The 22,501-nt window shown below is 70.8% G+C and carries 27 protein-coding genes; 22 read left to right on the forward strand and 5 right to left on the reverse strand.

Translation table 11 applies throughout. From position 1 onward, the window contains the following. Positions 1 to 42 precede the first annotated feature (42 nt). The 4 genes from ACYQPG_RS02325 to ACYQPG_RS02340 form a co-directional block, all read right to left on the reverse strand. On the reverse strand, positions 43 to 933 hold the full coding sequence (locus ACYQPG_RS02325) for a heme/hemin ABC transporter substrate-binding protein (RefSeq protein WP_461230170.1): 891 nt from the start codon (positions 931 to 933) through the stop codon (positions 43 to 45). Then, positions 930 to 1,094 carry a hemin uptake protein HemP gene (gene hemP / locus ACYQPG_RS02330; RefSeq protein WP_461230171.1) on the reverse strand — a complete coding sequence of 55 codons (165 nt, stop codon included), beginning with the start codon at positions 1,092 to 1,094 and terminating at the stop codon, positions 930 to 932. Before hemP ends, ACYQPG_RS02325 begins: the two co-directional genes overlap by 4 nt. A gap of 456 nt (positions 1,095 to 1,550) precedes the next feature. After that, the gene (locus ACYQPG_RS02335; RefSeq protein WP_187277971.1) at positions 1,551 to 1,709 is read right to left on the reverse strand and encodes a hypothetical protein; all 159 of its coding nucleotides are present in this window, start codon (positions 1,707 to 1,709) and stop codon (positions 1,551 to 1,553) included. A gap of 205 nt (positions 1,710 to 1,914) precedes the next feature. Beyond that, the gene (locus ACYQPG_RS02340) at positions 1,915 to 2,967 is read right to left on the reverse strand and encodes a PAS domain-containing protein (protein WP_461230172.1); all 1,053 of its coding nucleotides are present in this window, start codon (positions 2,965 to 2,967) and stop codon (positions 1,915 to 1,917) included. A gap of 622 nt (positions 2,968 to 3,589) precedes the next feature. On the opposite strand from ACYQPG_RS02340, the gene ACYQPG_RS02345 reads away from it, so the two are divergent. From ACYQPG_RS02345 to ACYQPG_RS02450, 22 genes are all read left to right on the forward strand, one after another. Continuing rightward, positions 3,590 to 5,521 (forward strand): methyl-accepting chemotaxis protein, encoded by a 1,932-nt coding sequence (locus ACYQPG_RS02345; RefSeq protein WP_461230173.1) that lies wholly within the window; start codon positions 3,590 to 3,592, stop codon positions 5,519 to 5,521. A 31-nt stretch (positions 5,522 to 5,552) separates the two neighbouring features. Next, positions 5,553 to 7,151, forward strand: coding sequence for a chemotaxis protein CheW (locus tag ACYQPG_RS02350; RefSeq protein WP_461230174.1), 1,599 nt, complete (start codon positions 5,553 to 5,555; stop codon positions 7,149 to 7,151). Between the two features lie 64 nt (positions 7,152 to 7,215). Then, positions 7,216 to 8,322, forward strand: coding sequence for a chemotaxis-specific protein-glutamate methyltransferase CheB (gene cheB, locus ACYQPG_RS02355; protein WP_147906533.1), 1,107 nt, complete (start codon positions 7,216 to 7,218; stop codon positions 8,320 to 8,322). Positions 8,323 to 8,519: 197 nt separating this feature from the next. Continuing rightward, complete coding sequence (locus ACYQPG_RS02360; RefSeq protein WP_246692063.1) at positions 8,520 to 8,936, forward strand: HEAT repeat domain-containing protein; 417 nt, start codon at positions 8,520 to 8,522, stop codon at positions 8,934 to 8,936. Further along, positions 8,933 to 9,811 (forward strand): CheR family methyltransferase, encoded by an 879-nt coding sequence (locus tag ACYQPG_RS02365; RefSeq protein ID WP_306440333.1) that lies wholly within the window; start codon positions 8,933 to 8,935, stop codon positions 9,809 to 9,811. The genes ACYQPG_RS02360 and ACYQPG_RS02365 overlap by 4 nt, the downstream gene beginning before the upstream one ends. A 7-nt stretch (positions 9,812 to 9,818) precedes the next feature. Next, complete coding sequence (locus ACYQPG_RS02370; RefSeq protein WP_147906535.1) at positions 9,819 to 10,196, forward strand: response regulator; 378 nt, start codon at positions 9,819 to 9,821, stop codon at positions 10,194 to 10,196. Continuing rightward, positions 10,193 to 12,844 carry a chemotaxis protein CheA gene (locus tag ACYQPG_RS02375; RefSeq protein WP_461230176.1) on the forward strand — a complete coding sequence of 884 codons (2,652 nt, stop codon included), beginning with the start codon at positions 10,193 to 10,195 and terminating at the stop codon, positions 12,842 to 12,844. The genes ACYQPG_RS02370 and ACYQPG_RS02375 overlap by 4 nt, the downstream gene beginning before the upstream one ends. Next, positions 12,844 to 13,119 (forward strand): hypothetical protein, encoded by a 276-nt coding sequence (locus ACYQPG_RS02380; protein ID WP_461230177.1) that lies wholly within the window; start codon positions 12,844 to 12,846, stop codon positions 13,117 to 13,119. The genes ACYQPG_RS02375 and ACYQPG_RS02380 overlap by 1 nt, the downstream gene beginning before the upstream one ends. Continuing rightward, positions 13,116 to 13,910 (forward strand): ParA family protein, encoded by a 795-nt coding sequence (locus ACYQPG_RS02385; RefSeq protein WP_461230178.1) that lies wholly within the window; start codon positions 13,116 to 13,118, stop codon positions 13,908 to 13,910. The genes ACYQPG_RS02380 and ACYQPG_RS02385 overlap by 4 nt, the downstream gene beginning before the upstream one ends. A gap of 6 nt (positions 13,911 to 13,916) precedes the next feature. Continuing rightward, on the forward strand, positions 13,917 to 14,294 hold the full coding sequence (locus tag ACYQPG_RS02390; RefSeq protein WP_348642413.1) for a response regulator: 378 nt from the start codon (positions 13,917 to 13,919) through the stop codon (positions 14,292 to 14,294). 2 nt (positions 14,295 to 14,296) lie between these two features. Next, positions 14,297 to 14,563, forward strand: a complete 267-nt coding sequence (locus ACYQPG_RS02395) for a hypothetical protein (RefSeq protein WP_461230179.1) — start codon at positions 14,297 to 14,299, stop codon at positions 14,561 to 14,563. A 3-nt stretch (positions 14,564 to 14,566) separates the two neighbouring features. After that, positions 14,567 to 15,577 carry a methyl-accepting chemotaxis protein gene (locus ACYQPG_RS02400; protein ID WP_461230180.1) on the forward strand — a complete coding sequence of 337 codons (1,011 nt, stop codon included), beginning with the start codon at positions 14,567 to 14,569 and terminating at the stop codon, positions 15,575 to 15,577. Between the two features lie 95 nt (positions 15,578 to 15,672). Then, positions 15,673 to 16,056 carry a response regulator gene (locus ACYQPG_RS02405; RefSeq protein ID WP_461230181.1) on the forward strand — a complete coding sequence of 128 codons (384 nt, stop codon included), beginning with the start codon at positions 15,673 to 15,675 and terminating at the stop codon, positions 16,054 to 16,056. 8 nt (positions 16,057 to 16,064) lie between these two features. Next, the gene (locus ACYQPG_RS02410; RefSeq protein WP_461232409.1) at positions 16,065 to 16,916 is read left to right on the forward strand and encodes an STAS domain-containing protein; all 852 of its coding nucleotides are present in this window, start codon (positions 16,065 to 16,067) and stop codon (positions 16,914 to 16,916) included. Further along, entirely contained in the window at positions 16,916 to 17,305 is a 390-nt protein-coding gene (locus ACYQPG_RS02415; protein ID WP_147910769.1) for an STAS domain-containing protein, read from the forward strand. The genes ACYQPG_RS02410 and ACYQPG_RS02415 overlap by 1 nt, the downstream gene beginning before the upstream one ends. Further along, entirely contained in the window at positions 17,283 to 17,738 is a 456-nt protein-coding gene (locus ACYQPG_RS02420; RefSeq protein WP_147910768.1) for an ATP-binding protein, read from the forward strand. Before ACYQPG_RS02415 ends, ACYQPG_RS02420 begins: the two co-directional genes overlap by 23 nt. After that, the gene (locus ACYQPG_RS02425) at positions 17,735 to 18,148 is read left to right on the forward strand and encodes an ATP-binding protein (RefSeq protein ID WP_147910767.1); all 414 of its coding nucleotides are present in this window, start codon (positions 17,735 to 17,737) and stop codon (positions 18,146 to 18,148) included. Before ACYQPG_RS02420 ends, ACYQPG_RS02425 begins: the two co-directional genes overlap by 4 nt. Then, complete coding sequence (locus ACYQPG_RS02430) at positions 18,145 to 18,744, forward strand: SpoIIE family protein phosphatase (protein ID WP_147910766.1); 600 nt, start codon at positions 18,145 to 18,147, stop codon at positions 18,742 to 18,744. The genes ACYQPG_RS02425 and ACYQPG_RS02430 overlap by 4 nt, the downstream gene beginning before the upstream one ends. Before the next feature lie 6 nt (positions 18,745 to 18,750). Further along, positions 18,751 to 19,773 (forward strand): sensor histidine kinase, encoded by a 1,023-nt coding sequence (locus ACYQPG_RS02435; RefSeq protein ID WP_461230182.1) that lies wholly within the window; start codon positions 18,751 to 18,753, stop codon positions 19,771 to 19,773. A gap of 160 nt (positions 19,774 to 19,933) precedes the next feature. Then, positions 19,934 to 20,155, forward strand: coding sequence for a hypothetical protein (locus tag ACYQPG_RS02440; RefSeq protein ID WP_147910764.1), 222 nt, complete (start codon positions 19,934 to 19,936; stop codon positions 20,153 to 20,155). Positions 20,156 to 20,261: 106 nt separating this feature from the next. Continuing rightward, on the forward strand, positions 20,262 to 20,510 hold the full coding sequence (locus ACYQPG_RS02445) for a hypothetical protein (protein WP_147941342.1): 249 nt from the start codon (positions 20,262 to 20,264) through the stop codon (positions 20,508 to 20,510). Between the two features lie 70 nt (positions 20,511 to 20,580). Continuing rightward, complete coding sequence (locus ACYQPG_RS02450; RefSeq protein ID WP_461230183.1) at positions 20,581 to 21,024, forward strand: hypothetical protein; 444 nt, start codon at positions 20,581 to 20,583, stop codon at positions 21,022 to 21,024. Positions 21,025 to 21,045: 21 nt separating this feature from the next. Here the strand turns inward: ACYQPG_RS02450 and ACYQPG_RS02455 are convergent, their stop codons facing one another. After that, positions 21,046 to 22,485 (reverse strand): TAXI family TRAP transporter solute-binding subunit, encoded by a 1,440-nt coding sequence (locus ACYQPG_RS02455; RefSeq protein WP_461230184.1) that lies wholly within the window; start codon positions 22,483 to 22,485, stop codon positions 21,046 to 21,048. Between the last annotated feature and the right edge of the window lie 16 nt (positions 22,486 to 22,501).

Below are 22,501 nucleotides of genomic sequence, written 5' to 3' on the forward strand. Positions count from 1 at the left end.
GACATCCGCTCCGCTCTCTCAGGCAAAACAAGCGCGGCCCCCTCACTCACCCGGCAGGCCCGGGTAGATCGCGCGCATCAGCTCGGTGGCGGCCTGCGGGGTGCGCGGGCCGAAGCCGAGGAGATAGAGGCCGTCCATGGCGATCAGCCGGCCCTGTGCGGCGGCCGGGGTCCGGCCCAGGGCCGAATCGGGGGCGAACACGGTCTCGGGCTTGGGCGGCTCCGGGCCGTTCTGCATCATCACCACGGCGTCGGGGGCGGCGGCCACGATGGCCTCGTCGGTCATCGGCTTGAACCCGGCGACGCCCGCGGCCGCGTTGGTGATGCCGGCGAGCGCCAGCATGCCGTCGGCCGTGGACCCGGTGCCGCCCACGACCGTGCGGCCGCCCTGGAGGGAGAGGACGAGGATCGCCCGGGCCGGCGTCTCGATCCGCGCGCGCCTTTTCGCGACCTCGGCGAAGCGGGCGCGGACCTCGGCGGCGAGGGATCCGGCCTCCCGGTCCAGGCCGGCCAGACGCCCGATGACGGCGATCTTGTCGAGGACGCCCTCGGGGTTCGGCGGCTCGGTCACGGTCTCGACGCGCAGGCCGGCCTCGCGCAGCTGCGCCAGCACCGCGGGCGGGCCGGCGCCCTCGGCAGCGATCACGAGGTCGGGTCCGCAGGCGAGCAGCCCCTCGGCGGAGAGCGCCCGCAGGTAGCCGACATTCGGCTTCTCGCGCAGGGCCTCGGGCGGATACAGGCTGGTGGTGTCGACCGCGACGATCCGCGGGCCGGCGCCGAGGCGATACAGGATCTCGGTGACGGCGCCCCCGAGGGCGGCGATGCGGCCGGCCGGCGCCGGATCGGCTTTGGCGGCGCCCCCGCGCGGGGCGAGCGCGGTCGCGGCGGCGGCGGCCAGGAGGAAGCGGCGCGACCAGGCGGGGGATGGCGTCATTTGGTCAGGATCAGCTTGTCGTTGGCGGTGATGCGGAGCCGGTACCGCTGGCCGGCGTGGCGGATGACGAGCTCGCGGCGCCCCTGCAGGAGGCTCGCCGGGGCGATCTCGCCGTCCCGGTCCAAAGCCAACGCTTCAAAGGCCAACGCTCCCGTGGCCAACGCCCGAACCCCGGTCCGCGGAACCCCGCGGCCCGGGACGCGTGCGCCCAGATTGTCATCCCCGTCCGGACCGGACATCTTTGGAAGGCCTCGGCTTCGTTCTTTGTAACACTTCAAAATACAAATAGACATGGCAGAGATCGAACCATAGGGGCGATCAGCGGCAGATACCAGAGCCTTTCCGGCCAGGATAAGCTTGCGCGGATATGAGTCTCATCTCTCCGATCTTCGCGGCGATCATCGCGGCACGTCCGGGCCGGAACGGCTCAAGACTGGACCACGCGCCGCGAAGCGCGTCCCGTGGTCGGTCGATACGGCGATGCCGGCGTCGAGGACCGCCGCGGTTTTTCCGGCGCACGCGGCCCATCAGGGCGCGGCGCAAGCGGGCTCGACAGAGATTCGCGGCCGCAGGTGCCGGGGCGGCGCCGGGACGCTGACGGACCGAGCGGCGCCGCCTCAGCCGAACAGGGGCAGGCCCGCGCCGATGATGACGAGCCCGAGCACGATCAGGCTGCCGCCCGCACTCTCCAGGGCCGCCTGCTGCACGGAGCGCTTCGGGGCGATGCCCGCGAGGGTCGCACCGGTCACCAGGCAGATCACGCTCAGGATGGTCATGACAGCTGCCCCGGCGGTCGAATTGGACACGCGCAACGGTTTCGGTGCCGATATGGATGCAGAGCCGACGTTAACGAATGGCCTACACCGGCTCCCGGGTGCGGGGCGACGGCCCGGTCCGAGGGCCGGCATAGCGCCTCGATCCGGCGGGCGGTTTTGCGGGCGGATGCGGCTAGAGCCGGTCCCCACTTCGGCGGCGCGCGCCCTAAGCTGACGGGAAGCGCCCGGGATCGACCTCGATGGCGACGCGGTCGGCGCCGAGCGCGGAGAACTGGATGCCGGCGCCCTCGAAGGCCTGGCGCACGGCCTGGCGGATCTTCGGACGCGGGCCCTCGCCGAACTCCTCCATCCGCCGGACGCTGGAGCCCGAGACCCCCGAGGCCGCGGCGAGGTCCTGGATCGACCAGCCGAGGACCGCCCGCCCCCCCCGGATCAGCGGCCCGATCGCGGCATCCGGCACCGCGTCGCGCGCGTCGTCCGGCACGGCGAGCACGAGGCCGAACCATTCACGCACCGCTCCGTCGGGCCCGGCCTGCGCCGCGCCGCGGCTGCTGAACCGGCGATACGTCCCGTCCGCACCGCGGACGCGGTACTCCGCGCGGTAGGGCGCGCCGGTGGTCCGGGCGGCCTGCCAGGCGGCCAGGGCGACGCGGCGGTCGTCGGGATGGAGCGCGTTGAGCCAGCCGAACCCCGCCATCTCGGTGGCCGTCTGCCCGGTCAGGCGCTCCCAGCCGGCCGCCATCTCGATCTCCCCGGCGGGATGGGCCGACCAGGTCGCGGCGGTGATCGCGCGCAGGACGCCTGTCTGGCGCCCCTGCATCCAGGCCGCGATCTGCCGGGCTTCGTGGGTGGCCGTGGTGTCGAGCAGGACGCCGTCCGTGCGGGCGGGCAGCGCATCCGGTCCGAGCACCACGCCGGTCTTCAGGGCGACCCACCGGACCGTCTGGTCGGGCCGGATGATCCGGAATTCCCGGTCGACCACGTGGCCGAGCTGGATCAGGTCCCAAAGGTCCGCCTGGGCGGCCTGGTCGTCGGGATGGATCAGCCGGCGGAACAGGCCGCGCAGGTCGTCCGTGGCCGGAAGCCCGGTCACCCGGTGGAAGCCGGGGGAGCCCCACAGCCCCCGGGTCGCGATCTCGAGCGACCAGAAGCCGACCCCGCCGCGCTCCTCGACCAGCTTCAGCATCTGGTAGGACGACAGAGGAATTCCCTCGATGATATTGTCGTTATCGAACGCAGAAACAGGATCATGCTTCATCTAAAATAACTCAAACTCAGCATTTAACGATCAGATCAGGCCGTATAAAGATCTATATTTAGTGCGCAGCGATGTCCGCCGAACAGTATTTCGTCCCTGGATCTAGTAACGCAGCCACGACCGTCTCCGCTAGCGCAAGCTGAGCAGTGCTTCGCTGCGGTGCCGGCATGCCCCCGGGTGCCCCATCCCATGAGGTCCGGGCGGGTGGCTCGGCCGAGGCCGGCCGACGGGCCGTCTACTTAAAGTTCCCGATCGCGTCCAGGCCGCAGCAATCTCCACCAGTGATCCGGAGCGGTCACGTGTGCCGTTGGCTAAGTGAGCCGATTCTGATCAATCTCAAGGGGGGACCAACATTTTTATGAACCGTCTGAGCAGATTTCAATCAGAAAAAAACTTGTGACTCAGCGCATTCTGGATAAAGATTATGAGGTCATTAGTTTATGCGTGTCACATTATATTCACGTAACCGTAATTCTCGACAATATGTATTATGTACCGGTAAATATAGCTTCAGAACCAGCCGAAAACTCGCACACCCGTCACGCGTCTACTTGAATACCAGCACACCCGCTTCTTCCGAGGAGCGGGAAACCCTCTGACCCCGATACCAAGGCGTCGACACATGGCTCTCGCGAAGAAATCCGCCATCCACTCCTTCCCGGCCGCGACTGCCCCGCGGGAGAACGTGCCGGCCTCCGCGGGTCGATCGCACCTCGTCGCCGAGGCGGAGAAGCGCAAGGCCCGGACCTTCGCGCGCCAGCAGAAGGCCGCCGAGCGGATCGCCTCGGCCACCGCCGAGCTGTCCAGCGGGATCGCCGAGGCGGCGGCCGCCGCCGAGGAGCTGCGCAAGGCCTCCGAGCAGATCGGCGTCGGCGCCGAGGAGGCCGCGGGCGCCGCCCAGGAGACCATGAAGGCGGTGAGCCAGGGCGGGGCCCTGATCCAGGCCGCCAAGGAGAACGCCACCAACTCCCTGCGCAAGACCGAGGCCCTGTCCGGTCTTGTCGTCGAGACCGCCGCGCAGATCGGCGCGTCGGTCGCGGCCATCGTCAAGGCGTCCGAGCGCCAGGAGGCATCGGTGAAGCTGGTCGAGGAGCTCGACCGGCAGGCCAGCGCCATCGGCGAGATCGTGAAGGCCGTGGCCCGGATCGCCGACCAGACCAACCTGCTGGCGCTGAACGCCGCCATCGAGGCGGCTCGGGCCGGCCAGCACGGCAAGGGCTTCGCGGTGGTCGCCGACGAGGTGCGCACCCTGGCCGAGACCAGCGAGAAGTCCGCCCGCGACATCCAGGCGCTCGTGGCGCAGATCCAGGCCGACGTGAAGGTCGCGGCCGACGGGATCAGCCAGTCGGCGAGCTCGGCCCGCTCTCAGGTCGAGACCGGCCGGGCGGTCAGCGGGCAGCTCGCGCGGGTCCGCACCGACATGGCCGAGATCATCGAGGGCTGCAACGAGCTGGCCCGGGCCGCCGAGGAATCGGCCACCGCCGCCACCGAGGCGCAGAAGGGCGCGGAGATCATCGCGGCCGCCGCCGAGGAGCAGAGCGCGGCCTGCCAGGAGGCCGGCAAGATGGTCGAGCAGCAGACCACGGCGCTGTCGCAGAGCGAGGATGCCGCCCAGGAGCTGTCCGGCCTCGCCGAGGAGCTGAAGAACAGCACCAATATCGGCAAGAGCGCCGAGGAGGTCGCCTCCGCGGCGGAAGAGCTGTCCAGCGCCGTCGAGGTGATCAACCGCGCCGCCGGACAGGTCACGATCGCCCTCGACGAGATCACCAAGGGCGCGCAGCAGCAATCGGCCGCGACCCAGCAATCCTCGGCGGCGATCGCACAGATCGAGCGGCGCGCCCAGGTGACCCAGACCCTGGCGGCCGCCGCCGTGGAGAAGGCGCAGGTGATCTCGGAGTCGCTGGCCGAGAACAAAAACCTGGTCGACGCGATGATGGAGGGCCTGCAGCAATCCGTCGAGGCGGGCCGCGTCAGCCGCGATCAGGTCGCCGCGCTGGAGCAGGTCAGCCGGCGCATCGACAAGATCGTCGACGCGATCACCACGGTCTCGATCCAGACCAACATGCTGGCGGTCAACGGCTCGGTCGAGGCGGCCCGCGCGGGTGAGTTCGGCAAGGGCTTCGCCGTCGTCTCGACGGACATCCGAAACCTCGCCCGGGATTCCGCCGAGAACGCCGAGCGGATCAAGGACACGGTCAAGGCCATCCAGGACACGATCGTGTTCGTGCGCGGCGATATCCAGGAGATCGCCGACGGCGCCGCCAGCGAGGTCGAGAAGAGCGGCGCCATCTCCCGCAACTTCGACACTGTGATCAAGGACATGGCCGAGGTGCTGGGCGGCAACCGGGAGATCCTGAGCGGCGCCGACGGCATCACCCGCATGGTCCGGGAAGTCCAGACCGCGATCGAGCAGGTCGCCGCCGCGGCCCAGCAGGCCGCCCGCACCTCCGCGGAGGCCGGGATCGCCGCCAGCGAGCAGGGCAAGGGCGCCGAGCAGCTCGCCGCCGCGATCGAGGAGATCGCCTCGCTCGCCGACGAGCTCCAGGCCGCCTGAGCCGAACCGCCCGGGGAGCGAGAGACCGACCATGGCAAACGCAGCAGCTCAGGCGGTGCAGGCGCCGGATTCCGGGTTCACGCCCGATCCGGGGGAGGCCGCCGCGCAGCCGGACCACGCGGACGGCCGCAGCGAGGCCCGCCAGTTCGTGATCTTCCACGTCGAGACGGAGATGTTCGCCGTCGCGCTGGCCGACGTGCAGGAGATCATCCGGATCCCCGAGGTGGTGCGGGTGCCGTTCAGCCCCGCCTCGCTGCTGGGGCTGGCCAACCTGCGCGGCACGGTCCTGCCGGTGCTCAACCTGCGGGACGTGTTCGCCTTCCCGCCGGTGCTCAACGACGACGCCACCCGGGTGGTGGTGCTCGACCAGGGCAATCCGATCGGCCTCGTGGTCGACCGGATGGCGAACGTGGTCACGGTCGATCCCGAGCGGATCGAGCCGACCTCGGCGATCGAGGGCAGCGTCGACACCTGCCTCCTGACCGGGATGATCAAGGGCGAGGACGGCCGGTCCATGGTGATGATCCTGGACGCGGCCCAGCTGGTGAGCCGCGAGTTCAGCCAGATCGCCACCAAGGTCCGCCGGGCCGCCGGCCAGGTGCAGGGCGCCGACCCGGCTTCGTCCGCCCGGGCCGAGGTCGAGGCGGACGAGGACCAGCTCGTGAGCTTCGAGGTGGCGGGGCAGGAATACGCCTTCCCGATCGAGCGGGTGCAGGAGATCGTGCAGCTGCCCGAGCGCCTCACCCACGTCCCGAACGCGCCCTCCCACGTGCTCGGGGTGATCACCCTGCGCAACCGCCTGCTGCCGCTCGTGTCCCTGCGCGAGATGTTCGGCCTCCCGGCCAAGGAATTCACCGAGACCAACAAGGTCGTGGTGGTGTCGCTGGGCGAGGGCGGGACCCTGTCGGTCGGCGTCGTGATGGACAGCGTCAAGGAGGTGCTGCGGGTCAGCCGCAACCTCGTCGAGGCGATGCCGGCCCTGCTGTCTCAGGACGGCGGCATGGACGAGATCCAGGCGATCTGCCGGCTGCAGGAGGGTCGGCGGCTGGTCTCCGTCCTGTCGGTCGAGAAGATGTTCGACACCACCGAGCTGCGCAAGCTGGCTGCCACGGAGAACGAGGGCATGAGCGCCGACGGACGACAGGACGGAGACGAGCGCCAGGACGCCGCCGACGAGGAGCAGTTCGTGGTGTTCCGCCTGATGGGCGAGGAATACGGCGTGCCGATCGAGGCCGTGCAGGAGATCGTCCGCGTGCCGGACGAGCTGACCCGGATCCCGAAGGCGCCGGCCTTCGTGGAGGGGGTGATCAACCTGCGCGGCATCGTGCTGCCGGTGGTGGACCAGCGCCGCCGCTTCAACCTCGCCGAGGCGGAGCGCAACGACCGCCAGCGGATCATGGTCTTCACCGTCCGCGGCGTCCAGACCGGCTTCATCGTCGATTCGGTCTCGGAGGTGATGCGGATCTCGGCCAAGGCGATCGGCGACGCGCCCAACCTCTCGGACACGCAGACGCGCCTGATCCGCCGGGTCGCCAACCTGGAGAGCCAGAAGCGCATGGTGCTGCTGCTCGACACGATGCAGCTCCTGGACACCCAGGAAGCCGCCGCCGTCCGGCTCAGCACCCATTGAGCGCGGGTCCGGGCCCCGGCTCGGCCCGACGCCCCCTCATCCCGTCACCCTGGCGAGACCCCGCATGATCCGAGCCCTCGTGGCCGATGATTCCGCGTTGATGCGCAGGCACCTCACGCAGCTCCTCGAGTCGGCGGGCGGCTTCACGGTTCAGACGGCCCGCAACGGCCTCGAGGTCCTGGAGGCGCTGCGGACCTTCGATCCGCACGTGATCACCCTCGACGTCAACATGCCCGAGATGGACGGGATCACCTGCCTGTCGCGGATCATGAGCGAGGATCCGCGGCCGGTGGTGATGGTCTCGTCGCTGACCGAGCAAGGTGCCGAGACGACCCTGCAGGCGCTGAGCCTCGGGGCGGTGGACTTCGTGCAGAAGCCCGGCGGCACGATCTCCCTGTCGATCGACCGGATCCACCGCGAACTCCTGATGAAAATCCGCAGCGCCGCGACCACCCGGGTCCGCCGCAGCACCGGCCTGCGCGGGCGCCTGGCCGCCCAGCGCCGGCGCGCCACACCGGAGCCGCCGCCCCGGGTCTCCTTCGCGCGCGGGGGGCCGACCGGGTTGGTGCTGGTGGGCGTGTCCACGGGGGGGCCCGGAGTGCTGGAGGAGATCCTGCCCCGCCTGCCGAAGGATTTCCCCTGGCCGGTCCTGGTCGCGCAACACATGCCGAGCAGCTTCACCGGCGTCTTCGCCCGCCGGCTGAACGACCTCTGCGCCGTCTCGGTGGTGGAGGTCGCCCGGCAGATGCCGATCGAGCCCGGCACGGTCTACATCGCCAAGGGGGATGCCGACCTCGTCGTCACCCGCCGGGGCACCGGCTACTCGGCGACGCCGCTGCCGCAGAGCAACGAGCATATCTGGCATCCCAGCGTCGCCCGCATGGTCGAGAGCGCGCTCGCGCATCTCCCGGCCAACCGGCTGATCGCCGTGCAGCTCACCGGCATGGGCGACGACGGCGCCGAGGCCATGGCCCGGGTGCGGGCCGGCGGCGGCATGACCATCGCGCAGGACGAGGACACCAGCATCGTCTTCGGCATGCCGCACGAACTCATCAAGCGCGGCGGGGCCAGCCTGGTCCTGCCGAGCGACGCGATCGCAGAGCAGCTCGTCGGGTGGCTCCGTGCCCCGGAAGCCGGCGCTCGAGCCGGGGAACGCCGCCGTGGCCCTTAAGAAACCGATCCTGCCGAAGCCCGACGCCGAGGCGCCGCCGCACGCGGATCTCGACGCGCTCACGGCCGCCCTCGCCTCGCCGGAAAGCGGCGAGCGGCGAGCGGCGCCGGGCCGCCCGCGAACTCGGCGCCTTCCCGGAGGCCGGGCCGCTGCTGTGCGCGCATCTCGGCCGCGAGCCCGCCGCCAGCGTCCGCGCCGTGATCCTGACGACGCTGATCCGCCTCAAGTCCCCCGCGGTGGTGGAGGGCCTGCTGCCCTTGCTCCGCAGCGAGGACAGCGGGCTGCGCAACGCCGCGATCGAGGTGCTCCAGGAGATGCCCGCCGAGGTCGAGCCGCACGTCGCCGACCTGCTGGCCGATCCCGACAGCGACGTCCGCATCCTGACGGTCAACATGCTGAGCCTGCTGCCGCACCCGAAGGCGCCGGACTGGCTGGCCGAGGTCGTGGCGCACGATCCCCACATCAACGTCTGCGCGGCGGCGGTGGACGGCCTCGCGGAGATCGGCAACGAGGCCGCCGTCGCGCCGCTCCAGGCCCTGGCCGCGCGCTTCCCGGAGGTGCCGTTCATCCGCTTCGCGGCCGCCGCGGCGATCCGCCGGATCGGAGGCGCATGATGCAATCCTCCCGTTCCCTCGGGCAGACCGCCTCGGCGATCCAGATCAGCGAGGACGAGTACGAGAAGTTCTACGAGTATTTCTATCGCCGCACGGGCATCTCGTTCAGCGGCAAGAAGGAGTATTTCGTCGAGAAGCGACTCCTGGAGCGGATCGCCAAGACCGGCAGCGACAGCTTCAAGGCCTACTTCACCCTGCTGCGCTTCCAGGCGTCGGGGGAGGAGCTGCAGCATCTCGTCAACCTGATGACGGTCAACGAGACCTACTTCTTCCGCGAGGACTATCAGTTCGATGCCCTGGTTCGGGGCATCCTGCCCGAGATCACCCGGACGCGCCGGCCCGGCGCGACGCTGCGGATCTGGTCGATGCCCTGCTCGACCGGGGAGGAGCCCTACTCGATCGCGATCCAGATCCTCGAACACTGGTCGCGGGCGGACGAGTTCGCCATCGAGATCACCGGGTCGGACATCGATTCCCGGGTGCTGGCCGATGCCCGCAAGGGGATCTACGGCAACCGCTCCCTGCAGCGGTTGTCGCCGGAGCTGCGCAAGAAGTATTTCCGCCGTCTCGGCGACGACCAGTTCGAGATCCACGAGGAGCTGCGCAGCTCCATCGAGTTCTCGATCGCCAACCTGTCCGACCCGATCCACATGCACCGCTATCGCGCGATGGACGTGATCTTCTGTCGGAACCTGCTGATCTACTTCGACGACACGTCCCGACGCGCCGCGGTCGAGGCGCTCTACGAATGCCTGATCCCGGGCGGGTTCATCTGCCTGGGCCATTCGGAGAGCATGAGCCGCATGTCGTCGATGTTCCTGCCGCGCAAGTTCGGCGACACGATCGTCTACCAAAGACCGATCGAACAGGATTGAGACGGGCATGTCCGGGAAACGAATACTTGTCGTCGAAGACGGCATCACGATGCGGATGTTCTACCAGGACGTGCTCGGCCGGGCCGGGTTCGTGGTCGAGGAGGCCACCAACGGGGTCGAGGGCCTGGAGAAGGCGCTGCTCGGCGGCTACGACCTGATGATCGTCGACATCAACATGCCCAAGATGGACGGCTACGAGCTGGTGTCCCGGATCCGGCGCGAGCCGTCGCTCCAGGCGACCCCGGTGGTCACGATCAGCACCGAGGCCCAGGACGCGGATGCGAGCCGGGCCTACGAGGTCGGCGCCAACTTCTACATCGTCAAGCCGGCCGATCCCGTGCTGCTGGTCGAGACCGCGCGCCTGCTGACGGGCGCGCAGCCATGACCAACCCCCTGCTGGCTCGGTTCATCCCGGAGGCGCGCGAGCTGCTGCAGGTCTCGGCCAGCGGTCTGCTGAAGCTGGAGCGGAACCCGACGGACGAGACCGCGATCAACGAGGTGTTCCGGGCGGTCCATACGATCAAGGGTTCGTCCGGCCTGTTCGACGCCATGGCCCTGACCCGGCTGGTCCACGCCGCCGAGGATCTCCTCGGGGAGGTCCGGTCCGACGCGCTCCAGATCGACTCCGCGCTGATCGACATGCTGCTCGACAGCCTGGACCAGGTCGGCCAGTGGATCGACTCGCTCGAGCGGCGCGCGGCCTTGCCGGCGGATGCCGACGGGGTGGCGCACCGGATGGCGACGCAGCTGCGTCAGCGCCTGGGATCGCAGGACGACGCGGGGGCGCCGGCGGCGGACGCGCGGCAGGAGGCCGATCCGGCACCCGCCGGAGCGGTCGCGACGGTGCCGCCGGCGCTTCTCGCCCGCCTGCCGGCCGCCGCCTGCCTGGACGCGTTCCGCCGCGCCTGCGGCGGCCAGGCCGTGCATCTGGTCCGCTACACGCCGGAGCCGGGCTGCTTCTTCAACGGCACCGACCCCCTGCTGACGATCCAGCAGGTGCCGGACGCGCTCGCCCTCGACATCGCGGCGACCGAGCCGTGGGGTCCGCTGGAAGATCTCGACCCCTACCAGTGCAACCTGCACTTCGCCCTGCTGAGTACGGCGCCCCGGCCCGAGATCGAGCAGGCGCTGCGCTACGAGCTGGACCAGGTCACCATCGCGGCCGTGCGGCCCCGGGACCTGGTGCGGATCGACGGCGCGGCCAGCGACGGTCCGATCTGGGACGACTTTCGCGAGGCGGCCTCGGGGTTCCTGGCCGCCGGGCGCCACGACGACCTGCGCAAGGCCGTGGGGGCGCTGCGCAGCGTCGCCGGGCCGATGCTGTGGCGGCGGCAGGCGCTGGACTGGCTCGACGCCGCCCTGTCGGCGGGATCGCCCGATGCGGGTCTCGTGGCGGCCCTCGTGGCGGCCGCCGGCTCGGGCCGGCTCGATCCGGCTCCGGCCCTCCCCGCGCCGGCCGCGCCGGCGCCCGAGCCGACGCCAAAGCCGGCCGCGCAAGCCGCCGATCCACGGCAAGACCTCGCCCGCTCCGTCCTGGCGAGCCAGCATCGGATCCTGGAGCGCACCGGCTACGACGCGGAACGCCTCGCCTCGGTCGGCACCGTGGTGGGGAACGTGCTCCTGAGCCTCGGCCGCGACGCCGACCGCGCCGCGGTCCAGGCGGCCCTGGCGGAGGCCCGGGCGTCCCGCTCGGTCGCGCCCGTGCTCGACGCCCTCTCGGCTGTGCTGGCCGGCGCCCCGCTCCAGCGCGCCGAGGCCGCGCCGGACCTTGCCGGGACGCTGCCGCAGACCTTCGCCGAGGAGGCCGCGCCGGTCGCAGCCGCCGCCGGCAAGGAGCCCGAGGGGCGCATCGCCGCGAAATCCCTGAAGGTCGATCAGGCCAAGATCGACCTGCTGATGAACCTGATCGGCGAACTCGTCGTCTCGAAGAACGCCCTGCCGTTCCTCGCCAAGCGGGCGGAGGAGACCTACGCCTCGCGCGAGATGTCCCGCGAGATCAAGGAGCAGTACGCGGTCATCGACCGGCTCGCCCAGGAGATGCAGGGCGCGATCATGCAGGTCCGCATGCTGCCGGTGGCCGAGATCTTCGACCGCTTCCCCCGGCTGGTGCGGGACCTCGCGCGCAAGCTCGGCAAGCGGATCGACCTCGTCCTCGAAGGCGAGGACACGGCCGCCGACAAGACCATCGTCGAGGCGCTGGGCGACCCGCTGCTGCACATCGTCCGCAACTCCCTCGATCACGGTATCGAAACCCCGGACGAGCGCCGGGCGGCGGGCAAGTCGGCGACCGCCCGGATCCTGCTCAAGGCCCGCCAGGAGGCCGACAGCGTCGTCATCGAGGTCCAGGACAACGGCCGCGGCATCGATCCGGCGCGGATCCGCAGCGCCGCCGTCGCCAAGGGCGTGGTCGGCCAGGAGGAGGCGGACCGCCTGTCCGACCAGGAGGCGATCAACCTGATCTACCGCCCGGGCTTCTCGACGGCGGCGGAGATCTCGGACCTGTCCGGCCGCGGGGTCGGCATGGACGTGGTGCTGACCACCGTGGAGAAGCTCGGCGTTCAGGTCTCGGTGAGTTCCCGCCTCGGCGAGGGGACGGCGACGCGCCTGGCCCTGCCGCTCAGCATGGCGGTCACCCGGATCATGATCGTGGAGGCCGCCGGCAGCCTCTACGGCGTGCCGATGGACATGATCGTCGAGACCGTGCGGGTGCCGCGCGCGCGCATCCGCAGGATCAAGAAGGCCGAGACCTTCGTGCTGCGCGAGACGATCATCCCCCTGCTGCAGCTGTCGCGCCTGCTGCACCTGCCCGAGCAACAGCAGCAGCAATCCCAGGGTGAGGACGACGCCGCCGTCCTGGTCTGCCACGTCAGCGGCCGACGGGTCGGGCTGATCATCGACAACTTCCGGGAGGGGATGGACGTGATCCTGAAGCCCCTGGAGGGCGTCCTGGCCGGCATCGGCGGCTATGCCGGCACCACGCTGCTGGGGGACGGCCGGGTCCTCCTGGTCCTCGATCTCAGGGAGTTGCTGTGATGGGCATCCGGATCGCCCGCAAGATCGTCCATCTCGAAGGGCACTGCACCGTCGAGGAGGCCCTGCCGCTGCTGGAGGCCCTGCGCAAGCCGGGCCCCCACAAGGTCGTGCTGACCAAGTGCCTCGGGCTCCACGCCGCGATCCTGCAGGTCCTGGCCGCAGCGCGGCCGGCCGCCCTCACGCCGCCCGCCGACCCGGCGCTGGCCGGGGTCGTGATGCCGTTCCTACAAGGGGCCGCGGAGGCCGCCCCGCCTGCGCCCGGAGCGGCCGCTTGACCAGGATCCTGGCCATCTCGAACCGGAAGGGCGGCAGCGGCAAGTCGACGACCTCGGTCAACCTGGCCGCGGAATGCGGCGCCCGCGGCCGGCGTACCCTGCTGGTCGACCTCGACACCCAGGGCCATGCCGGCCTCGGCTTCGGCATCGTGCCGGAGCGCGATGCCCCGACCGCCCACCACATCTTCACGGACCCGGCCTTCGACCTGCAGGATGCCATCCGGCCGACCGCCTTCGCGGGCGTGTCGGTCGCCCCCGCCGACCAGCTGTTCGACGGCACCACGGCCGTGGACCGCAGCGTCTCGGCCCTGCAGCGCTGCCTGCGCGCGCCGGAGATCGGGGCGCGCTTCGACCTCGTGATCGTCGACACGCCGCCCTCGCTGGACATGATCCTGGTCAACGCCCTGGCGGCGGCCGACGGCGTGCTCGTCCCGATGATTCCGCACGCCCTGTCGGCCGAGGGGGTGCGGCAGCTGGCGCGGCTGTTCTTCCGCATCGCCACCACGGTGAACAGTGACCTGACGGTGGTCGGCCTGCTGCCGGTGATGCTGAACGTGCACACCAATCACCACCGCGAGACCATGCAGGAGATCGCCCGGGAATTCGGAATCGAGCGCGTGCTCACCGGGATCCGGACTGACATCCGCCTGGCGGAGGCGTTCGCCGTCCGCAAACCGATCCGGGACTACGCCCCGTCCAGCCGCGGCGCGGCCGATTACAGCGTGCTGGCCGACGAGCTGACCGCATTCTGGCAGGCCGAGGCGGCGCCCGCACCCCACGCAGCACCCTAGGAGACCGTGTTGGCTACGACGATCATGATTGTTGACGATTCCCCCACGATGCTGATGAGCATCGAGGGCATCCTGGGCAAGGCCGGGCTCGGCGTCGTGAAGGCTGCCAGCGGCGAACAGGCCCTGGAGACCCTGCAGGCGGGCACCAAGCCGAACCTGCTGATCACCGACCTGAACATGGGGGCGATGAACGGCATCGACCTCATCCGCCGGGTGCGCAAGCTCCCGGGCCTGCAGTTCATCCCGATCCTGATGCTGACCACCGAGTCCCAGCAGGACAAGCGCAACGAGGCCAAGTCGGCGGGCGCCACGGGCTGGATCGTCAAGCCGGTGGATCCGGAAGCCCTGCTCAAGGTGATCCGCCAGCTCGTCCCCGGAGCCTGACCATGGCCTGTGCGATGCCGCCGCGCGCGATCCGATGGCTCGGCCCGCTCTGCGCGGTGCTGGCCGCCGTGGCGCTCGCCGCCGTCGGCACGGCCGCGTTCGGCCCCGTGCCGGGCGTCGCCGCCATCGCGGCGGTCGGCTTCGCGGCGACATGGGCAGCCAGTTGGGCAGCCAGCTGGGCAGCCAGTTGGGGAACCGGTTGGGCCGCGGCCCGGGCCGAGGCTGCGGCACGCCCGCCGGCCGGCCCGGAGGCGCACGGGTCTCAGTAGACCATGCCGGCGGCGGCGGCGGCGCCCCCGGAGGATCGGCGGGATGGGCCCGCCGGGCGGGACGGGGCGGACCCCGCGGAGATCCAGGCCACCCTGGCCGAACACCTCGCGGTCTACGACCGCCTGTTCGAACGCGCCGCCACCGACACCGCCTCGGTCACCGTCGAGACCGAGGCCGCCGCCTACGACATCATGACCAGCCTGCGGGAGGTCGACGGCGCGATGACCGAGCTGCTGTCCTTCCTCGACCTGTCCGGCTCCAACGCCCGGGTGATCGAGATCGTGGACCAGACCGACCAGCAGCTCACCACGAACCGCCAGCTGATCGGCGACTTCCTGGTCCGGCGCGATCAGGACATGGCGGAGTGCCGGCAGCGGCTCGACGAGCTCGACGTCGCCACCGCGCAGCTGACCCGGGCCACCGACGGCGTGCAGTCCATCGCCCGCCAGACCAACCTGCTCGCCCTGAACGCCACCATCGAGGCGGCCCGGGCCGAGGCGGCCGGCGCGGGCTTCGCCGTGGTCGCCAGGGAGGTCAAGGAACTCTCGAGCGCCTCGGCCGACACCGCGACCCGGATCGCCCGGGACCTCGCCTCCTTACGCGAATCCATCCGGGAGAATTTCTCCACCCTGGTGACGGACCGCGTCGAGGACGAGCGCGGGGAATTGATGAAGATCGCCGCGGCGATCGCCAGCCTGACCGAGAACATGGAGCGCCTGGTCGCCCATCAGCGCGACACGCTGGTGAAGGTCCAGGAGGAGAGCACCCGCATCGCGCAGCCGATCGTGCGGCTGATCGGCTCGATTCAGTTTCAGGACGTCACGCGGCAGCGTCTTCAGCATCTCGAAGGTATTTTTGCCGCGGCGCGCACGCATCTCCAGGCGCTGGATCTATCGAATCCCTTGACGAAATCTTGGCCCGACGTTAAGTCTTTTGCAGACATCGCGCTCTCAGAAGGACCATCTCCTCCCAAAAGAGACGTCAATGCGATGAACGATATCGAATTGTTTTAGGAATTAGTGACATCCCAATATTACTAACGCGCATACGTCCTGTAATCAGGTCTTTCGATGCGCAATTCCCACAGACACGCCAGGAGGATTGATCGATGGCATCGATCCTCCTGACGGATGACGTTCCGGTCGTCAGGATGACGGTCCGGCGGTTTCTCGAGCGCGGTCAGCACCGGGTCGAGGAATGCAGCTCCGCCGCCGAGGCGGAGACGCTGCTGGCCGGCCGGCCGTTCGACCTCCTCGTCACCGACCTGTGGATGCCCGGCCGGGACGGCCTGACGCTGATCGGCTGGGTCAAGGCGAACCGGCCCGGCCTGCCGATCATCGCGATCACCGGCGGCGCCCCGCGGGCGCCGCAGCTCTTCTCGATGGAGGAGGCCGCGCGCGTCGGAGCCGACCGCGTGCTCATGAAGTCGGTGGGCATGCGGGAGCTCCTGGCCGCCGTCTCCGCCCTCGCGCCATCGGCCGCCAAGGAGTGACCGAACTTATGTACGGCGTCGGACAAATCCTCCTCCAGAATCGGGCAGGCGTGCTGGACGCGTGGCTCGCGCACCTGCGCGACGCCGCCCCGGCGGCCCAGCCGGCCTCGCTGCAGCTGCTCAAGCTCGAACTGGGCACACTGGTCGAGAAGCTCACGGCCTACTTCCTCGCCAGCGAGGGCGAGGGCGCCGGAGCAGCCTTCAGAACCGTCGAGCAACAGGCCGCCACCATCAGCGCGGCCTGCGCCCGGGACGGCCTGACGCCGATGGAGACCGCCGAGCTGATCCTGGCGCTGAAGACGATCGCGGGCGCGCTGCTCAACCGCCAGGCCGGCGACGGGATCGCCGAGCCGGACCAGGCGCGCGCCGCCTTGGACGCGGCGGTGGACAAGCTGGCCCTCATCACCTTCGCGACCTTCGTCGAGACCCGCGAGGAGATCATCAAGCGCCAGGGCCGGGCCCTCCTCGACCTGGCGACCCCGGCCCTGCCGATCTGGCGCCACATCATCCTGATGCCGCTCGTCGGGATCATCGACACGCAGCGGGCCCGGCAGGTGATGGAGTGGCTGCTGGAGGCGCTCGCCCGCGAGGAGGCGCATATCGCGATCCTCGACGTGACCGGCGTGCCGCTGATCGACAGCCGCGTCGCCCTGCACCTGACCAAGACCGTCGAGGCCGCGCGCCTGCTCGGCTCCCGGGTGATCGTCACCGGCATCAGTCCGGACGCGGCGCAGACCCTCGTGAAGCTCGACGTGGACCTGTCGAGCATGATCACCCGGGGGACCCTGCGGGCCGGCCTGGCCGAAGCCTTCCGGCTCCTCGGCGAGAATGCCAAGGGCCCGATCGAGACGATGCTCTGATGCGCGTCCCCATTCTCCGGCTCGGCCGCGTCCTCCTGACTTCCCTGCCGGCCGACCTGACGGACCAGCAGGTGATGGACCTCCAGATCGACGCCCTCGCGCTGATCCAGGCCGGGAAGGCCGACGGTCTCGTCATCGACATCACGGCCGCGGACGTGGTGGATTCCTACATGGCCCGGATCCTGTCGGAGACGGCCAAGATGGTGAAGATCATGGGCGGGGTCGCGGTCCTGGCCGGGATGCAGCCCGCCGTGGCCCTGACCCTCGTGGAGATGGGCCGGGGCATGATCGACATGGAGACCGCCTTCGATCTCGAGGGCGGCGTGGCCAAGGTCGGTCGGATGGTGGCGTCCCGCGGAGGTCGCCATGACGAAGTCCCGGCCGCCTGATCGCGACGGACCGGAGCCGGAGGTGTCCGGCACCGCGACGTGCGCGGTCGTCGACATCCGGGGCCAGGACGACATCCTGCGGGCCCGCCAGGCGAGCCGCGCGGCCGCGGCGGCGATCGGGTTCGGCACCGTCGACCAGACCCGCCTGGCCACGGTCGTCTCCGAACTCACCCGCAACACCCTGACGTATGCCGGCGGCGGCGCGTGCCGCGTGCTGACCCGGGTGACCGCCCACGAGCGGAGCATCGTGATCGAGGTCGAGGATCAGGGCCCCGGGATCGCCGACATCACCGGCGCGATGACGCGCGGATACTCCACCGGGGGCGGCCTCGGGCTCGGCCTCGCCGCCGTGCACAAGCTGATGGACGACATGACGATCGAGACCCGTCCGGGCCGCACGCTGGTCCGGACCGGGATGACGAGGCGCCGATGAGTCCGGAGCCGGACGTGGTGACCGTCAGGGTGACGAGCGAGATCGACGCCGCCGAAGCGCGGCAGGAGGCCCGCCGGCTCGCGCTGCGGCACGGCTTCACCACCGTGCGGGCGCACGGCCTGGCGACGGCGGTCTCCGAACTCGCGATGAACCTCGTCCTCCACACCGACCGCGGCGGCCTGATCCGGCTGACCGCGCAGGATGCGACCGGGGCGGCCGTGATCGAGCTGGTCGCCGAGGATGACGGCCCGGGGATCCGCGACCTGACGCTGGCCATGGAGGACGGCTACTCGACCCGCGGCGGCCTGGGCTGCGGCCTCCCGGGGACGCGCCGCCTGGTTGACGCCTTCGCCATCACGTCGCATGTCGGGGAAGGAACCCGGATCGTCTGCCTGGTGCGGCGGCCATGAGCGCGCGTCCGCAGATCCCGACCCCCGTGATCGCCGCGGTGACCCGGACCTATCCCGGCGAGACTGCGTGCGGCGACATGGTCGCGTGGTGGCAGGAGGGGGACGCCACGCTGGCCTGCATCGTCGACGGCCTGGGCCACGGGCCGGACGCCCACCATGCCGCCCGGAGCCTGCTCGCCCTGGTCGAGGGACAGGTGGGCGTCGAGCCGACGCAGCGGCTCGCCACCGCCGACCGCGCCATGCGCCACACCCGCGGCGCCGCCGCGGCCTTGGTGCGGATCGACCCCGCCGCCGGGACCATCACGACGGCGGCGGTCGGCAACATCCAGGGCGCCCTGTTCGCCAAGCGGACGCTCCGGTTCGACGGCATGCCGGGGATCGTCGGGGCTGGCCTGCGCCCGCTCAAACCCCTCGTCGTGCCGTTCGTCCCCGCCGACATCCTGGTTCTGTGGACCGACGGCCTCCGGCCAGTGGACCTGGAGGCCGATCCGCCCTCCCTGCGCGGCGATCCGGAGCGGCTCGCCGCGGACCTGATGGCCAGCCACGGACGCGCGAGCGACGATTGCGGCGTCCTGTGCGTCGCCTTCCGGGGGTGAGGCCGGATGGAACACCTCCTGCGGCGCTACACCGACGGCATGGCGCGCTACGTCGCCACGGCCGCCGAGGCCCCGCTCCTCGACATCGAGGAACTCGGCCGCCTGGCGATCACCGACGACATATCCCTCGACGAGATCGCCGGCCTGCATGAGGGCGCGGCGCTGGCGCTGTCCGACCGGGGCGTGCCGATCAACCAGCCGGAGATCATCCGGCGCATGTCGGCCTGCCTGAGCGCCTTGATGGTCTCGGCCGCGGTGGCGTACCGGACCAAGATCGACCTGCTCGAGCAGCATCGGCAGCAGGAGCGCGATCGGACCGAGCGGGACCGGCAGCGGCTGGAGACGCTCGGCCAGTTCGTCGGGTCGGTGGCGCACGAGCTGAACAACCTGCTCCAGCCGGTGCGCGGGATGACCGAGCTCATGCTGGCCGACCTGACCGAGGGGCGGCCGCCCGAGCGCGCCGACCTCGAGACCGTCGAGGCCTGCGCGATCCAGGCGGTCGGCGTCATCCAGGGCATCCTGGGCTATGTCCGGCGGGAGACGATCGCGCCCCAGAGCCTCGCCTTCGGGGCCGCCGTGGCGACGTCCTGCACCTTCATCCGGCCGATGCTGCGCGAGCCGTTCGCGGTCGTGATCCGGGACCGCGACACCGAAGTCTTGGCCCTCCAGGGCGAGTTGACCCAGATCCTGCTGAACCTGCTCCAGAACGCCGTGCAGGCCGGCGCGACGGACATGCGGGTCGCGGTCGATCGGGTCGAAGTCGACCGGGTCGGCGGCGACTGGGCCGGCGCCGGATCGCGGCCGCGGATGCGGCTCCGGGTGATCGACGACGGGCACGGGATGTCGGCCGACGTCGCGGCGCGCGCGCTGGACCCGTATTTCACCACCAAGGCGAGCGGCCAGGGCACCGGCCTCGGGCTCGCGATCGTCCGAAGCATGGTGCTCGGCTGGTCGGGCGACCTGCAGCTCCAGTCCGAGCCCGGGCGCGGAACCACCGTCACCCTGCTGCTGCCGATCTCGGCCGGCTGAGCCGCCCGGGGGCGGACGCCGTAAGGCCGCGCCGCGGCTGGACTTTCCGGCATCGATCAACAGCCCTCCACCGCAATCGCCGGCGGGGCGCGCGAAAGAGTTGAACCGCCGCGGTTTCCGCGCTTTGTTCGCTATATGTTCTCAACAGGACGGATTGGCGATGCACACGAACCCGCACGAACCGCCGGTGGAGATTCGGCTGAGCGAGGCCGAGGCGATCGCGCTGGCCTATCATCGTGCCGCCCGGGGTGACGCCTGGACCGCTCTGGTCGCGGCGATCACGGACGCCCTGACCGATCTCGGCGAGGCCGAACGACGGGCGGTTCTCCAGGGCCGGCTGATCTCCCGGGGCTATGCCCGCTGCCGGACGGGGGCCGCCTGAGCGCGCGCAGTGGGCCGCAGGGGAGCGCGGACCAAGCCGCCATGGCATCGGTGCCTTGCAACCGGATGCAATTTCTGGTAATATTTCCTGCGTTATGAATATAAACATGGATTCGCCCGCACGGGAGCCGGCCATGGGCGACATCAACGATGAACGGCGCCGCCTGTCGGCGACGTGGCTCAACACCATCGCGTCCGGCGTCGTCTCGGCCGGCTCCTGCGGCTCGCTGCTGGCCTACAGCTTCGGCCCGCGGCCCGGCATCAGCGGCCTTCAGGTGCTGGTGGTCTCGACCTGCGCGCTCGGCCTCGGGGCGACCCTGCACCTCCTCGCGCGCGCGCTCCTGAACAACCGGTGACGGGACCGCGCGGGACAGGACCGCCGGCAGGATCTAAGACACCGACGAACCTGCCGATCCGGGACCCATCATGACGCCGGCTGAGCGCGACCGCTTCGAGAAGTGCCTCGCCCTGGCGGCCCGGGGCGCGACCGCGGGCGAGCGGGAGGCGGCGCGGTCCGCCGCCGAGCGCATCGCGGCCGGCGCCGGCCTGACGCTGGCCGAGGCGACCGCGGCCTTGCGCGGGTCCCAGCCCTCGGCCGCCCGGGAGCCGCCGCACCGGCCGCCGCCCTCCCCGCGGCGGCCCTTCGCGTGGACGCAGCCGAAGGAGCCGGTCAAGCCGATCACGGTCGAGGAATTGCGGCGCCAGAAGGCCGAGACGGACGCGTGGAAGAAGCGGGCGGCCGCCTCGGCCGAACTCAAGCGGAAACGGGAACGGGCCGAGCAGGAGGCCTACGCCGCCCTTCAACGCGCCGAGCAGGCCGAGCGCGACCGGGAATGGGCCGCCGCACGGGCCCGCCGGACTGCGCCCTGAAGTCCGCAATCGCCCGGCGGATCACGACGTGCCGGGGCCGGAGGCCAGGGTCTGGCAAGTGAGGGGTTGGCCTGCGAGGTCGGTGGCGTCGTCCGCGTGGCGGCCGGCCGCGAGGGCGCGCTTGACCGTGGAGCGGGCCGCGTCGATCGCGATGGCCGCCGCCGACAGGGTCCTGGCCTCGGTCGGCCGCTCCAGGGCGTGCTTGGCGATGTCGCCGGCGAGGTCGTCGATCTCGCGGGCCAGAGCGGCGAGGCGCTCGGGCTCGGTACGGCCGCCCCCCTCCGTGTCCTGGACCTCCTGCCGGATCGCCAGGAGCCGGTCGGTCGCCTCCTCGATCCGCTCGCGCCGCAGGCGGGACAGGCGCTGCCCGACCCACGCGAAGGCCGAGCCGATGCCGCCGCCCAGGAAGGCGACGAGGTAGATCCAGGTCTCGTAGCGCTCCACGAAGCTCTGCTGCTCGCGCTCGAAATAGTCGACCGCGCCCGGATGGATCGGCAGCCGCGCGCTGGTGGCCCCGGCCGTGCTCTCGTAGGCGGGGGCCTGGACGTAGTCGGCCGCCGGCGCGACGTTCGCCATGCCGCTGCGCAGCTCGAACAGGTGCTGGGTCACGTCCGCCGCCACGGAGCGGGGCAGGCTGGAGCGCGCCATGAGCCGGTAGGACGCCCCGACCGTGTGGATGTCCGCCTCCGGCACCTTGGGACTGCCCCCGAAGGTCTCGGCCGGCATGCTGACCATCTGGAGGCGCGGCATCCGGGCCACGATGGCGTCGGCATTCTCCACGTCCACGAACGCGACCTTGCGGCTGCGGCTCGCCGCCTGGACGCGCTCCACGATGCGCTGCGCCGTCGGGGCGGTGGGGGCGATCACCGAGACGACGGCATCGACCTGCTTACCGGTCAGGGCGTTGGTGAGGTCGGCCTCGCCGACTTCCACGAGGGCGACCTGTCGGGGCGGAAGCGGCCCAGTGATGTCCCGGCCGGCCAGGGTCAGGCCGTAATGCGCCAGCATCGACCGGATCAGCGTCTCGTCGGCGTCCCGGTGGGCCAGGATGGCGAGGCGCTTGCGGTCGAGGTCGGGGAACTTGGTGATGCCGGACGCCTCGGGCGACGCGATGATCATGGCCTGATCGCGCAGGATCGCGAGCGTCAGGCCGTTATCCGGCAGCGCGACATCGGGACGGACCACCGCCAGGTCGGCGCGACCGTCGCGAAGCGCCTCGGCGCTGTCGCGCACGTCGTCGAAGGGCAGGATCGTGAGGCGAATTTCCTTGTGCCGCTTCGCCAGGGCCTCCGCGTAGGCCTGGATCACCGCCGGCTCGGTGCCGTCGCGCGGGGCGACCGCGACCGTCAGAACTGTGGCGCGCGAGGCCCAGTAGGCGACGGCGGCGGCAAGCCCGAGCCCGATGGCGAGCGCCAGGAAGACGATCTCCGGACGCAGGAGAAGTTTTCCGAACCGCCTCATCGGCCGCGCCCTCCCG

This window comes from Methylobacterium sp. CM6246, assembly GCF_054818005.1.

Bases quoted from the DNA above. Each gene is read 5' to 3' on its own strand.
- ACYQPG_RS02325 (WP_461230170.1), bottom strand. From the start codon at position 933: ATGACGCCATCCCCCGCCTGGTCGCGCCGCTTCCTCCTGGCCGCCGCC.
- ACYQPG_RS02335 (WP_187277971.1), bottom strand. From the start codon at position 1,709: ATGACCATCCTGAGCGTGATCTGCCTGGTGACCGGTGCGACCCTCGCG.
- ACYQPG_RS02340 (WP_461230172.1), bottom strand. From the start codon at position 2,967: ATGAAGCATGATCCTGTTTCTGCGTTCGATAACGACAATATCATCGAG.
- ACYQPG_RS02345 (WP_461230173.1), top strand. From the start codon at position 3,590: ATGGCTCTCGCGAAGAAATCCGCCATCCACTCCTTCCCGGCCGCGACT.
- ACYQPG_RS02350 (WP_461230174.1), top strand. From the start codon at position 5,553: ATGGCAAACGCAGCAGCTCAGGCGGTGCAGGCGCCGGATTCCGGGTTC.
- cheB (WP_147906533.1), top strand. From the start codon at position 7,216: ATGATCCGAGCCCTCGTGGCCGATGATTCCGCGTTGATGCGCAGGCAC.
- ACYQPG_RS02365 (WP_306440333.1), top strand. From the start codon at position 8,933: ATGATGCAATCCTCCCGTTCCCTCGGGCAGACCGCCTCGGCGATCCAG.
- ACYQPG_RS02370 (WP_147906535.1), top strand. From the start codon at position 9,819: ATGTCCGGGAAACGAATACTTGTCGTCGAAGACGGCATCACGATGCGG.
- ACYQPG_RS02375 (WP_461230176.1), top strand. From the start codon at position 10,193: ATGACCAACCCCCTGCTGGCTCGGTTCATCCCGGAGGCGCGCGAGCTG.
- ACYQPG_RS02380 (WP_461230177.1), top strand. From the start codon at position 12,844: ATGGGCATCCGGATCGCCCGCAAGATCGTCCATCTCGAAGGGCACTGC.
- ACYQPG_RS02395 (WP_461230179.1), top strand. From the start codon at position 14,297: ATGGCCTGTGCGATGCCGCCGCGCGCGATCCGATGGCTCGGCCCGCTC.
- ACYQPG_RS02400 (WP_461230180.1), top strand. From the start codon at position 14,567: ATGCCGGCGGCGGCGGCGGCGCCCCCGGAGGATCGGCGGGATGGGCCC.
- ACYQPG_RS02405 (WP_461230181.1), top strand. From the start codon at position 15,673: ATGGCATCGATCCTCCTGACGGATGACGTTCCGGTCGTCAGGATGACG.
- ACYQPG_RS02410 (WP_461232409.1), top strand. From the start codon at position 16,065: ATGTACGGCGTCGGACAAATCCTCCTCCAGAATCGGGCAGGCGTGCTG.
- ACYQPG_RS02415 (WP_147910769.1), top strand. From the start codon at position 16,916: ATGCGCGTCCCCATTCTCCGGCTCGGCCGCGTCCTCCTGACTTCCCTG.
- ACYQPG_RS02420 (WP_147910768.1), top strand. From the start codon at position 17,283: ATGACGAAGTCCCGGCCGCCTGATCGCGACGGACCGGAGCCGGAGGTG.
- ACYQPG_RS02425 (WP_147910767.1), top strand. From the start codon at position 17,735: ATGAGTCCGGAGCCGGACGTGGTGACCGTCAGGGTGACGAGCGAGATC.
- ACYQPG_RS02430 (WP_147910766.1), top strand. From the start codon at position 18,145: ATGAGCGCGCGTCCGCAGATCCCGACCCCCGTGATCGCCGCGGTGACC.
- ACYQPG_RS02435 (WP_461230182.1), top strand. From the start codon at position 18,751: ATGGAACACCTCCTGCGGCGCTACACCGACGGCATGGCGCGCTACGTC.
- ACYQPG_RS02440 (WP_147910764.1), top strand. From the start codon at position 19,934: ATGCACACGAACCCGCACGAACCGCCGGTGGAGATTCGGCTGAGCGAG.
- ACYQPG_RS02445 (WP_147941342.1), top strand. From the start codon at position 20,262: ATGGATTCGCCCGCACGGGAGCCGGCCATGGGCGACATCAACGATGAA.
- ACYQPG_RS02450 (WP_461230183.1), top strand. From the start codon at position 20,581: ATGACGCCGGCTGAGCGCGACCGCTTCGAGAAGTGCCTCGCCCTGGCG.
- ACYQPG_RS02455 (WP_461230184.1), bottom strand. From the start codon at position 22,485: ATGAGGCGGTTCGGAAAACTTCTCCTGCGTCCGGAGATCGTCTTCCTG.